The 11882-nt window shown below is 68.2% G+C and carries 14 protein-coding genes; 5 read left to right on the top strand and 9 right to left on the bottom strand.

The window, feature by feature from the left end:
* Positions 1 to 78 precede the first annotated feature (78 nt).
* On the top strand, positions 79 to 543 hold the full coding sequence (locus HD841_RS01155; protein WP_179507060.1) for a DUF4126 domain-containing protein: 465 nt from the start codon (positions 79 to 81) through the stop codon (positions 541 to 543).
* A 147-nt stretch (positions 544 to 690) separates the two neighbouring features.
* Here the strand turns inward: HD841_RS01155 and HD841_RS01150 are convergent, their stop codons facing one another.
* Both HD841_RS01150 and HD841_RS01145 read right to left on the bottom strand, forming a co-directional pair.
* Entirely contained in the window at positions 691 to 1212 is a 522-nt protein-coding gene (locus HD841_RS01150; protein WP_179507059.1) for an MAPEG family protein, read from the bottom strand.
* Entirely contained in the window at positions 1209 to 2423 is a 1215-nt protein-coding gene (locus HD841_RS01145; protein ID WP_179507058.1) for a UbiH/UbiF/VisC/COQ6 family ubiquinone biosynthesis hydroxylase, read from the bottom strand. Before HD841_RS01145 ends, HD841_RS01150 begins: the two co-directional genes overlap by 4 nt.
* A gap of 257 nt (positions 2424 to 2680) precedes the next feature.
* On the opposite strand from HD841_RS01145, the gene HD841_RS01140 reads away from it, so the two are divergent.
* The 4 genes from HD841_RS01140 (at position 2681) to ribA (ending at position 7833) form a co-directional block, all read left to right on the top strand.
* Entirely contained in the window at positions 2681 to 5002 is a 2322-nt protein-coding gene (locus HD841_RS01140; protein ID WP_179507057.1) for a DNA translocase FtsK, read from the top strand.
* Positions 5003 to 5120: 118 nt separating this feature from the next.
* A complete protein-coding gene (locus HD841_RS01135) occupies positions 5121 to 5726 on the top strand; it encodes a LolA family protein (RefSeq protein WP_179507056.1) in 606 nt (201 codons plus the stop codon).
* 257 nt (positions 5727 to 5983) lie between these two features.
* A complete protein-coding gene (locus tag HD841_RS01130; RefSeq protein ID WP_179508044.1) occupies positions 5984 to 6775 on the top strand; it encodes an exodeoxyribonuclease III in 792 nt (263 codons plus the stop codon).
* Positions 6772 to 7833, top strand: a complete 1062-nt coding sequence (gene ribA / locus HD841_RS01125; RefSeq protein ID WP_179507055.1) for a GTP cyclohydrolase II — start codon at positions 6772 to 6774, stop codon at positions 7831 to 7833. Before HD841_RS01130 ends, ribA begins: the two co-directional genes overlap by 4 nt.
* A gap of 31 nt (positions 7834 to 7864) precedes the next feature.
* Here the strand turns inward: ribA and HD841_RS01120 are convergent, their stop codons facing one another.
* The 7 genes from HD841_RS01120 to dnaQ form a co-directional block, all read right to left on the bottom strand.
* Positions 7865 to 8356, bottom strand: a complete 492-nt coding sequence (locus HD841_RS01120; RefSeq protein ID WP_179507054.1) for an MmcB family DNA repair protein — start codon at positions 8354 to 8356, stop codon at positions 7865 to 7867.
* A 50-nt stretch (positions 8357 to 8406) separates the two neighbouring features.
* Positions 8407 to 9066 carry a cell wall hydrolase gene (locus tag HD841_RS01115; RefSeq protein ID WP_179507053.1) on the bottom strand — a complete coding sequence of 220 codons (660 nt, stop codon included), beginning with the start codon at positions 9064 to 9066 and terminating at the stop codon, positions 8407 to 8409.
* 154 nt (positions 9067 to 9220) lie between these two features.
* Entirely contained in the window at positions 9221 to 9547 is a 327-nt protein-coding gene (locus tag HD841_RS01110) for a DUF1491 family protein (RefSeq protein WP_179507052.1), read from the bottom strand.
* Positions 9544 to 9999, bottom strand: a complete 456-nt coding sequence (locus HD841_RS01105) for a PaaI family thioesterase (RefSeq protein ID WP_179507051.1) — start codon at positions 9997 to 9999, stop codon at positions 9544 to 9546. The genes HD841_RS01110 and HD841_RS01105 overlap by 4 nt, the downstream gene beginning before the upstream one ends.
* Positions 9989 to 10453, bottom strand: a complete 465-nt coding sequence (locus HD841_RS01100) for a PTS sugar transporter subunit IIA (RefSeq protein ID WP_179507050.1) — start codon at positions 10451 to 10453, stop codon at positions 9989 to 9991. Before HD841_RS01100 ends, HD841_RS01105 begins: the two co-directional genes overlap by 11 nt.
* Positions 10454 to 10520: 67 nt before the next feature.
* Positions 10521 to 11129: a ribosome hibernation-promoting factor, HPF/YfiA family gene (hpf, locus tag HD841_RS01095; RefSeq protein ID WP_179507049.1), complete on the bottom strand. Its 609-nt coding sequence runs from the start codon at positions 11127 to 11129 to the stop codon at positions 10521 to 10523.
* Positions 11130 to 11179: 50 nt separating this feature from the next.
* Positions 11180 to 11872 (bottom strand): DNA polymerase III subunit epsilon, encoded by a 693-nt coding sequence (gene dnaQ / locus HD841_RS01090; protein ID WP_179507048.1) that lies wholly within the window; start codon positions 11870 to 11872, stop codon positions 11180 to 11182.
* Positions 11873 to 11882 lie beyond the last annotated feature (10 nt).

Below are 11882 nucleotides of genomic sequence, written 5' to 3'. Positions count from 1 at the left end.
GGGCGCCGCCGCTGTTGCGGGATACGGATGCGATCGCGTGGATTGTAGCGTGTGACTCCGTTTCGGAAGGCACAAGCAATGATCCGTTCGTTCCTCATCGGTCTGGTCGCCGGCCAGCGTGGCATCACTCCGCTGGCGGTGATCGCCACCGCGACCCGCCGCAAGGAGATATCGGCCGATCTGCCGTTGCAGTCGCTGCTGCGCAACCCGGTCATCGCCGCCGGCACTGCCGCGTTCGCCGCCGCGGAAATGGCGGGCGACAAGATGAAGACGGCGCCCGACCGCATCGTGCCGATCGGGCTGGCGGTGCGCAGCGTCACCGCCGCTTATGCCGGTGCCGCTTTGGCGCCACGTGACAAGAAGGTGCTCGGCGCCGCGGTGGCGGTCGGCAGTGCGCTCGCCGCCTCCTATTTCGGCTGGCAGCTGCGCTGTGCTGCGATGCGCCGCTATGGCCAGACCACCACCGGCTTCGTCGAGGACGCGATCGTCTTCGGCGCCGGCCTGGCGATCGCCAATCCCAGACTGGTGTCCGGCAAGGCCTAAGTCCCGCCGTTCAGCCGACATTGGCGGTCGCGCGGACGGCGCTGGTGCAGGGGTTCGGCTGGGTGATGCTCTATGGTGCGGGTGCCGCGTCCATCATCGCGGTGCTGAGCGCGCTCGCCTTCCGCCAGCGGCGGGCCTGACCCAGGCTCAGCGTAGCGCGGCGATCGCCGCCATCAGCAGCGCGGCGACGCTGGGGTAGAAGGTCAGCGCGAACCCGAGCGCGCGCGCCTCGGCCCCGTCGCGATAGCCGGTCCAGAACAGCAGGCGTCCGGCGGTGAAGCACGCGGCGAACAGCGCGACCGGCACCCGCGCATAGTCACTGACCAGCGTCAGCGCGCTATAGGCGACGAGGGCAAGCAGCGCCTGCTCCGCCGTGTTGCGCAGAATCGCATTGGCGACATCGACGCGCGGATCACCGTCGCTGCCGCCGATCGCGCCGGCGGAGGTGAACCGTCGCCGCGCGACATCGCCCATCGCCGCCGCCAGCCACAGGCCGAGCACGAGCGCGGCGATGCCGAGCGTCGTCAGCCGGCTCTCCAGGATCGCCGTGGTGCTACGGCTATAGCCGAGGATCGCCGCGGCGATCGTCAGTCCCAGTCCAATCCCGATCCCGCGCGCGACGCCATTCTGCGCCTTGCGCAACGTGGGGGCCCGCACGGGTTCGCTCACACCAGCAATCCTTGCAGCAATTTGGGCAGGGTGCCGCTTTCGCCGCGCGCCTCGGCCATGAAGCGGTTCTTGAGCGGCGGCAACCGGTCGACCGCGCTGATGCCGAACCGGCGCACCGCGCTCGCGGTCTTGCCGGGAATGCCGAACAGCCGGGTCAGCGTGTCGGTGGCGGCGGCGACCATGAAGGTGTCGAGCCCACGCCAGCGCTGATAGCGTTCGAGCAGCGCGGGATCGCCGAGATCGAGGCCGAGCCGCTTGCCCTCGACCAGCACCTCGGCCAGCGTCGCGACGTCGCGCAGGCCGAGGTTGAGCCCCTGCCCCGCGATCGGATGGATGCCGTGCGCGGCATCGCCGACCAGCACCAGCCGCTCGGAGGTGATCCGTGCCGCATGGTGGAAGCCCAGCGGGTAGCTCGCCCGCGGGCTGGGTGCGGTGAGGTCGCCGAGGAACCCGCCCATCCGCTTGCTCGCCTCGGCGAGGAACGCGCGGTCGCCCAGCTTCATCATCGCCGGGCCGTCCTCCCCCTTCACCGACCAGACGATCGCCGAGCGGTGGCCGACCTCGTCATCGGGCAGCGGCAGCAGCGCGAACGGCCCCGCGGGATAGAAGATCTCGTAGGCGATATCCTCGTGCGGATATTCGTGGTGGAAGGCGCCGACGATCGCGGCATGATCATATTGCCAGCGCGCCACCGCGATCCCCGCCGCCTCGCGCGTCGGCGAGTTGCGTCCTTCCGCCGCGATCAGCAGCGGCGCGGTGACGGTCGCGCCCGAGTCGAGCGTCGCGGTCACCCCGGCAGGTCCGCGCACCACATCGGTCGCGCGCGTCTGCATGCGCAGATCGACGTGGCGCGCCGCCGTCGCCGCCTCGAACAAGGCGGTGCGCAGCCGCTTGTTCTCATACATCGTGCCGAGCGCGCCATCGCCCGCGTCGGGGCGGAAATCGAGCTTGCCGGGTTCGAGCCCGTCGCTGACCCGGATGTGGCGGATCGCGCAGCCATGGCCCGCCAACGCCGAACCGATGCCGATCGCATCGAGCATCCGCCCGCTCGCGCTGGCGATCGCCGAGGCGCGCCCGTCGAAGCCGGGGGCAAGGATCACCGCCGGGTCGGCCGGATCGATGACGGTGGCGCTGAGCCCATGCGCGTCGAGCGCGAGCGCGAGGGTCGCGCCGACCAGGCCACCGCCCAGGATGATGACGTCCGTGTCCATATCGTCTCCCCTACGCCTGCCGCGCGCAGGTGCCAACGGTCCGCATGCTCCGACGGTTCGTCGCCGTGCCAGACCGTTGCCGCGACAAGAGCCGTCGCCCCGTACTTGTTCCGGTAGCCCCATCACGCCGCGCAATGGCACCGGAACGACGTTCGGGCGGGGGCATCGGCAGGACGCGGCTCATCCCAAGCGCCTTGACGTGACGCCCGCCTGGCCCGATGATTCCGGTGATTTTCGCACATTGAAGGAATCGGGCGATGGCGAGCCGTGCGCAGCCAGGGCTGTTGCGTGAGACGGTGAAGGCAGGGGCGGTGCGCGGCGGGGCTTTGATCACCGCGATCGCGCTGTTCCTAGTCACCGCGCTGATGGTGCTGGCGCTGGCCAGCTATCATGCCAGCGACGCGGCCCTCAACACCGCGTCGGGCGGGCCGGTGCTCAACCTGGCGGGGCCGCCGGGCGCGTGGTTCGCCGACGTCGCGCTCACCCTGTTCGGACCGGCGGTGGCACTGCTGCTGCCGATCGCGCCCATCGTCGCGGTGCGGCTGTGGCGCGACCAGCCGCCGGGCCGGTGGCTGGCGATGCTGCGCAACGCGGCGATCGGCGTCGCGCTGATCGCCGCGGCGCTCGCCTTCGTGTCCGATTCGTCGGTGCTCGCGCTGCCCGCCGGCTGGGGCGGCGTGATCGGCCTGTCGGTCGCGCATCTCGTGCAATGGGGGCTGAGCTTCCTCGGCCAGCCCGGTGCCGAACGCTGGGTGGCGCGGGGCATCGGCCTGATCGCCGGCGTCGCGGGCATCATCATCTGGGCGAAGAGCCTCGAGATCGACCTCGGCGAGCGCCGCTTCCGCCTGCGCCGCGCCCGCGCGACGGTCGAGGGGGACGACCTGCTCGACGGCTATGACGAAAGCTACGACGACGAGGACGAAGAGCCGCTGCAGCTCGCGCGCAAGGTGATCGAGCCGCGCGCCGTCGCCGAGCCCGACACGCGCCCTGCCCCGGTCATCGCCGACCGCGCGGTCGCGCCGTCCGCCGCCAAGCCGAAGCCGCGCCAGCAGAGCCTCGACCTCGGCCACACCTATACGCTGCCGCAGCTCGACCTGCTCACCCCCGCGCCGCCCGCGCCCAAGGGGCAGATCGACAAGGCCGCTTTGGAGCGCAACGCGCGATTGCTCGAGAACGTGCTCGACGACTTCAAGGTGCACGGCGTCATCAACGAGGTCCGCCCCGGCCCGGTCGTGACGATGTACGAGCTGGAACCCGCCCCCGGCATCAAGGCGAGCCGCGTCATCGCGCTCGCCGACGATATCGCGCGCAACATGTCGGCGGTGTCGGCGCGCGTCGCGGTGATCCCCGGCCGCAACGTCATCGGCATCGAACTGCCCAACCAGAAGCGCGAATCGGTGTCCCTGCACGAACTGGTCGGCAGCCAGACGTTCGAGGATCAGGCGGCGCAGCTGCCGATCATCCTCGGCAAGAACATCGCCGGTGATCCGGTGATCGCCGATCTCGCGCCGATGCCGCATCTGCTCGTCGCGGGTACCACCGGCTCGGGCAAGTCGGTCGGGCTCAACTGCATGATCCTGTCGCTGCTCTACCGGCTGACGCCGGAACAGTGCCGGATGATCATGATCGATCCCAAGATGCTCGAACTGAGCATGTACGACGATATCCCGCATCTGCTGTCGCCGGTCGTCACCGACCCGGCCAAGGCGGTGCGCGCGCTCAAATGGGCGGTCGAGACGATGGAGGACCGCTACCGCCAGATGTCGTCGGTCGGCGTGCGCAGCCTTGCCGGCTTCAACGACAAGGTCCGCGCCGCCAAGGCGAAGGGCCAGCGGCTCGGCCGCCGCGTGCAGACCGGCTATGATCCCGAGACTGGCCAACCGGTCTATGAGGAAGAGCAGCTCGACTATGAGCCGCTGCCGCAGATCGTCGTCATCGTCGACGAGCTCGCCGACCTGATGATGACCGCGGGCAAGGAGGTCGAGTTCCTGATCCAGCGGCTGGCGCAGAAGGCGCGCGCGGCGGGCATCCACCTGATCATGGCGACGCAGCGGCCATCGGTCGACGTCATCACCGGCGTCATCAAGGCCAATTTGCCGACGCGCATCTCCTTCCACGTCACCAGCAAGATCGATTCGCGCACCATCCTGGGCGAACAGGGCGCCGAACAGCTGCTCGGCAAGGGCGACATGCTCTACATGCCCGGCGGCAAGGGCATCGTCCGCGTCCACGGCCCGTTCGTCAGCGACGACGAGGTGCGCAGCATCGCCGATCACTGGCGCAGCCAGGGCCAGCCCGACTATATCACCTCGGTCACCGAAGAGCCCGAGGACGGCTTCACGCTCGAAGGATCGCCGGAGGGCGAGGATTCGGCCGAGGATCAGCAATATCGCGCCGCGATCCAGCTGGTGTGCGAATCGCAGAAGGCGTCGACGAGCTGGCTGCAGCGCCAGTTGCGCATCGGCTACAATTCTGCGGCGCGGCTGATCGAGAAGATGGAGAAGGACGGTATCGTCAGCCGCCCCGACCACGTCGGCCGCCGCGAGGTGCTGCGCGATACCGAGGGCCACGCGATCTGAGGGGCCAGCTTGCCATGGGGCTGGATCTTCCAGCCTCCCGAGCCCGTGTTCGGAAGGACCCTCCCCGCCCGTTGCGCGGTTAAGCGGTCATTCAATGCACCAAGACCACAGGACCCGCATGATCCGATATGCTTTAGCCGCCGCCGCGATCGTGGCCCCCGCCGCCCTGCCTGCCCAGGCCACCGGCGATCTCGCCGCGGTGCAGCGCCACCTTCAGGCGATCACGACGATGACCGCGGACTTCACCCAGACCGATCGCACCGGCAAGGTGCTCACCGGCACGTTCGCGCTGAAGGCGCCGGGCAAGCTGCGCTTCCAGTACGAAAAGGGCGTGCCGATCCTGATCGTCGCGGAGGGCGGCGCGCTGACCTTCATCGATTATTCGGTCCGTCAGGTGCAGCGCTGGCCGATCAAGAATTCGCCGCTTGTCGTCCTGCTCGACCCGAGCCGCGACATCACCCGCTATGCCAAGGTCGTCCCGACCGGCAACGATCGCGTCGTCTCGGTCGAGGCGAACGATCCCAAGCATCCCGAGATCGGCCGGATCACGATGATCTTCGCGCGCGATGCCGCGGCGCCGGCAGGACTCGTGTTGCAGGGCTGGGTGCAGCTCGACAGCCAGAACAACCGCACGACGATTCGATTCAACAACCAGCGCTTTGGCGTGCCGGTGAGCGACGGAACGTTCAAATGGGTCGACCCGCGGAGGGCAAATACGCGTTAATGAACGGGAATTAACTGGCCCATTCATCACCGCGACAGGTTTGCAGGCGTAAAAGCTTCCTCGCGGATGTGGGGCGTTCGGGATTTTTCCCCCTGTTGCCCGGATGACCCAACCCACTTCCCGCCTGCGTGACGAACGCTAGGTCGGCCCTCGCTCCATGCCCCCGGAGCGGGGGCCTTTCCGTTATGGCGCGACTCCTCGTCTCGCGCGGGGAGGAATATGTTCCGGCTCTGGCGATCCCGTCCGCTCGCCGCTACATGGCGGCGGTGAAGATCGTCTCCTGGAATATCAATTCCGTCCGCTTCCGGATCGCCATCGTCGAGCAGTTCCTGCGCGAGGCAGAACCCGACATCCTGTGCCTGCAGGAAACCAAGGTGGTCGACGAGGACTTCCCGTTCGCGATGTTCCGCAGCCTCGGCTACAACCATATCGTCATCCATGGCCAACGCATGCACCATGGCGTCGCGATCCTCAGCCGGGTGCCGATCGCCGAGGACGACCGCTTCGACTGGCAGGCCAATCGCGAGGCGCGTCATGTCGGTGTCCGCCTGCCCAACGGTGTGCGGCTGGAAAACGTCTATGTGCCCGCCGGCGGCGACGTGCCGGATCGCGAAGTGAACCCCAAGTTCGGGCAGAAGCTCGATTTCGTCGAGCGGATGACCGCCTGGTCGGCGACGCTCGACGGCCCGACGATCCTCACCGGCGACTTCAACATCGCACCGCTGCCGAGCGACGTGTGGAGCCACAAGGCGCTGCTCAAGACGGTGAGCCATACGCCGATCGAGGTCGAGGCGCTCGACCGGTTGCAGGCGTCGAACGACTGGGTCGACCTCGGCCGCCATTTCCATCCCGCCCCGGCGCGGCTGCATACCTGGTGGAGCTATCGCTCGCCCGACTTCACCAAGAACGATCGCGGCCGGCGGCTCGACCATATGTGGGCGACGGGGGACGTCGCCGCGATGGCCAGCCGCCATATCGTGTTCGAGGATTGCCGCAGCTGGCTGAAACCGTCGGACCATGTGCCGATCATGACCGAGTTCGCCTTTTGAGCGGCGCCCGTGATGTCGCGCGCGCGATCGATGCGCTGCGCCGTGGCTGGCCGATCGCGATCCACGCGGACGGCGAGGCCCCCCTGCCGTTGCTTGCGGTGGAAACCGCCGATCCGGCGGGCGCGGCGGCCTTCGCTGCCGACGGCGCGGGTGCGCTGCTGATCTCCAACGGCCGTGCGGCGACGCTGAAACTGACCAACCAATTGGCCGCCGCCGATCCCGATACGCCGGTGGTGATCGAATCCGCCCCCTGGCTCGACTTCAACACCGCAGTCGCGCTCGCCGACCCGCAATTCGATCTGGCGACGCCGCTGAAGGGGCCGTTCCGCACCGAGCCCGTGAGGCGCCCGCTCGCCAGCCTCGCGGCGATCCGGCTGGCACGGATCGCGGGATTGCTCCCCGCCTTCTTCATCGACGGCATCGACCCCGAGGTGACGATCACCACCCAGGCGATCGACGCGCATCAGGATGCGCGGGCGCTCCAGCTCGCCACGCGCGCGCGCCTGCCCGTCGACGGTGCCGAGGATGCCGAGATCGTCGCCTTCCGCGCCCCCGATTCGAGCGACGAACATGTCGCGCTGCTGATCGGCCAGCCCAATGGCGAGCCGCCGCTGGTGCGCCTGCACAGCGAATGCCTGACCGGCGACGTGCTCGGCAGCCTGAAGTGCGACTGCGGGCCGCAGTTGCGTGCGGCGATCGCCGCGATCGAGGCGAACGGCTGGGGCATCCTGCTCTACCTGCGCCAGGAGGGACGCGGGATCGGTCTGGTCAACAAGCTGCGGGCCTATGCCTTGCAGGACCAGGGGTTCGATACGGTCGACGCCAATGTGCGGTTGGGGTTTGCGGTCGACGCGCGCGATTTCGGCGTGGCGGCGCGCATGCTCGATCTGCTCGGGCAGCGCAGCGTGCGGTTGATGACGAACAATCCCGCCAAGGTGGCGGGCCTGGAGGCGGCGGGGGTGCATGTGGTGGAACGGGTGCCGCACAAGCTGCCACCCAACCCGCACAATGCACGATATCTCGCGACGAAGCGCGATCGCACCGGGCATCAGCTGTAGCGGGCCGTTACGACCCTGCCCTAACTCCTGGCTAGGCGCTGAACGCCTCGGGATCGACGAGTCCCGTCAGCCGCCGCGCCGCCCGGCGGGCGAACGCCAGCGTACAGCGCTTGCGCACATGCGCCGCCAGCGGCACGGTATGCGCCTCGCGCACGATCGCGGCGTCATAGCGGTCGGCGACGATCACGCCCGTACGCTCTGGCAGGAATGCGGCGCCGTCGAGCGGCGTGGTGTCGAACCCCGCCGGCACCGCCCAATAATAGCGGTCGCAATGCGCGAGATAATCGGGCCATTTCCCGTCGCCGAGCAGGTCGGCGCGCGATACCTTGATCTCGACCACGACCAATTGGCCGCGCGCATCGATCGCCATCAGATCGGCGCGGCGGCCGCCCTCCAGCGGCACTTCGGGAATCGTGGTGATGTCGTGGCGCAGCAGCATCCGCGTCACGCCGCGGGCGACATCCGCAGCACAGATCGCGGGATCGCCGCCGTCCAAACACGAAGCGGGGGCCATGTCCAACATGACCCCCGCTTAGGAACATTGCGCGAACAGGACAAGCCTGCTCGAACCGATCAGCGATAGAAGACGTGGTTGCCGATCATCGCGATCTTGGTGACGTTGCCGGCCGGGCGGCGGTTCGGCGTGTTGAAGAACAGCGCCTTGGGGGCAGGGCTTTCCCAGGCCGCGGCGAGCGCGATCTTGGCGACGGCGAGCGCGGTACGATAGGCGGCACGGCCTTCATCGATCGACGGGATCTCGCCGCCACGCACGAAGCTGAACTGGCCGCGCTGCTTGACCACCGAGCAGATGTCGCTGGGGAAGCGGCCTGACTTGGAACGGTTGATGATCACGTTGGCGACCGCGAGCTGGCCGGCGAGCGGCTCACCCTTGGATTCGAAATAGATTGCGCCGGCGAGGCAGCGCTGCGCGGGATCGACCTGTTCGGCGCGCTGCGCGGCGACGGCTTCGGCGAGGCTGTTGAAACGATCGTCTTCGGCCTGCTGCTCGGCGGGGATCGGCTCGACCGTGGCGGCGGCCTGCGGCGTGGCGCTGGCGGCGGGGACGGGAACCGACACGGGGCTGACCGTGTTGATGATCTGAATGGTCGAGGCCGGCGCGGGAATCGACGTACGGTCGATGTCCGAGGCCTTGACGGGCGAGCTGTGGCTGATGAGGCCCGCCAGAGAGAAAGTCATCGCCGCGATGGCCGCGGCGCGTTGCATTATCGTCATCTACGTATTCGATGTGCGGTTGGACCACGGACCCGATCGGCCAGGCCGATCGTCCGGGCATCCCCCCGACTGCGTCACCGACCCGGATCGCACCCAGGCACAGCACAACGCGCTTTCACTGTGCGCGCGGCATTCGTCACATGGCTGGCATGAGTCAATTCGACGTGATCGTTTCAGCGGCGAACCGTTCGGCTTCCGCGATGTCCAGTTCGATTACCCACAAATCCGGATCGTATTCGCGCCGCCGCCGCCAATAGGCTTCGGCACCGTCGGTCGGGACCGATTCGGCCAGAGTTGCCGTGCCATCGAAGTCAATCCGCCGTTCGAGGACGCGGGTGGGGCCGTGGCGATCCTCGATCAGCAGCAGCATCGCGCCGCCCTGCGGCTCGCCCCTGGCGCGCACCATCGCGATGCCGCCGGCGTCGTTGACCCGCCTGAGCAACGCGCCGACGATCAGTTGCGTCGGCAGCCGGTCGGTCATGCGGTGCGGTAGCCCGGCAGGCCGGACAGCGCGATCTGCGAGCGCATGAAGGTGCCGGTGCCGCGCGCGACCTCCTCGCCCTCGGCATCGATCAGCCGCGCGTCAGCGACATAGACGCGGCGCTTGCCGCTGATCCAGCGCCCCTCGGCGACGACCGGGCCGGCCTTGAGTGGCCGGGTGAGCAGCAGGTTGAACGCGGTGGTGAGCAGGAAGCGATCGGTGACCAGGCTGTTCGCCGCATAGAAAGCGGCATCGTCGAGCATCTTGAAATAGCTGGTGCCGTGGACCGCGCCGGCGGCGTGGTAATGATCCTCGGTCAGCCGGAAGTGGATGCGCGCGACGCCGGCCTCGACGATCTCGAGCCGCGATTCGAACAGGCGGTTGATCGGCGCCGCGGCATAGAGCGATTCAAGCGCGCGATAATGCGCCAGCGCGCCGGCGTCAGGCGGCATCGCGCGCCGCGTCGGCGGTGAACAGGGCATAGAGAGCGTCGCGCGACCCCGCGCCGCGCAACTTGGCGAGGAAGGTGCGGTCGCGCAGCCGGCGCGAGACGCGGGCGAGCGCCTTGAGGTGCTCGGCGCCCGCATCGACCGGCGATACCAGCATGAAGACGAGATCGACCGGCAGATCGTCGACCGCATCGAACTCGATCGGCTGCGCGAGGCGCATGAAGACGCCGGTGACGGCCGACAGATGGGGCAGCCGCGCATGCGGGATGGCGACGCCGCCGCCGAAGCCGGTCGAGCCGATCTTCTCGCGCGCGGCGAGCCGCTCCGCGGTCAACTTGCCGTCGAGGCCGAGCGCGTCGGCAGCGGTGCAGAGCTGGGCGAACAGCGCCTTCTTGTGCGCGACGGCCACGCCCTCATAGACCGCCTCGGGGCGCAGCAGATCGCTGAAGTCGTGCATGCGTCACTCGAATAAAAGCAAAGGGCCCCGCCGGGCCCTCTAACGAAACCGGCGGGGCGGGGAAAGGTCAGCGTGCGGCGGGCTGCGCGGCCTGTTCGCGCTGCGGCTCGACCCAGCCGATCGTGCCGTCACCGCGGCGATAGACCATGTTGTACGAGCCGGTGCCCGCGTTGCGGAACAGCAGCGCGGCGGTGTTGCGCAGGTCGAGCATCATCACCGCATCGGACACGCTGGCGTCGGGAATGTCGACCCGCGTCTCGGCGATGATCAGCGGTGCGTCGCCGATGTCCTCGTCGGTCTGCGCGGGCTCCTGGAACAGCGTGTAGCCGGCATTGTCATAGCCCATGTCCTCCTGCACCGCGGCAGCCTCGCTGGCGTGACGGTCCTTCAGGCGGCGCATATAGCGGCGCAGCTGCGTTTCGATCTTGGCGGCCGCGCCGTCGAAGGCGGGGTGGGCCTCCTGCGCCTGGTGGCTGCCCTTGAGCACCAGGCCCTTCATGACATGGACGACGATATCGCATTTGAAGCCGACGTCGTGCGGCCCCTTGCCGAACGTCACCTCGGCCGAGATGGCGCGTTCGAAATGCTTGGTGGCGATACCCTGAAGTCGGTCGCTCACATGATCCTTGAGCGCGTCGCCGGTTGCGACCTGATGACCAGAAATCCGGATATCCATTATATTCTCCATCATTATGGGCTGGCCTGTTGGCCTTTACCCGGTTGACGTCATTCCAACGCCCCGACCCCCCAAAGCGGATCCTGTAACTTCGAAACAAATGCTGCGTGTGCTGCAAGTTCCGCGTCCGACGGGCGGAAGACGCGCGGCGGACGGACGGTGACGGGGCGGCGTACCGCGACCTGGGTCGTGGTGGCGATGGGCACGTCGCTGACCAGGCCGAGGCCGATCTGGCGACCGCCGAGCAGTTCGACATAGACCTGCGCCAGCAACTGCGCATCGAGCAGCGCGCCGTGGAGGACGCGATGCGACCGGTCTACGCCGAAGCGCGAACACAAGGCGTCGAGCGTGTGCTTGGCGCCGGGATGGCGGCTGCGCGCGATCTGCAGCGTGTCGACCATCCGGTTGATATGGATGATCGGCCTGCCGCAGCGGTTGAGCTCGCCGTTGAGGAAGGAGAAGTCGAAGCCGGCATTGTGCGCGACCAGCGGCGCATCGCCGAGGAATTCGATCAGCGCATCCACCGCTTCGGCGAACTTCGGCTTGTCGCTGAGGAAGGCCTCGGAGATGCCGTGCACCGCCTGCGCCTCGGCGGGCATATTGCGTTCGGGATGATAATAAGCGTGGAAGGTGCGGCCGGTCTCGACGCGGTTGATCATCTCGACGCAGCCGATCTCCACCAGCCGGTCGCCGCCGGCGAAGCTCAGGCCGGTGGTTTCGGTGTCGAAGACAATCTCGCGCATCCCACCTTTA

Origin of the sequence: Sphingomonas melonis, assembly GCF_013409985.1 — a bacterium.
In the GTDB taxonomy this organism is placed as follows: domain Bacteria; phylum Pseudomonadota; class Alphaproteobacteria; order Sphingomonadales; family Sphingomonadaceae; genus Sphingomonas; species Sphingomonas melonis_A.
This window is presented reverse-complemented; position numbering and strand designations above follow the sequence as displayed.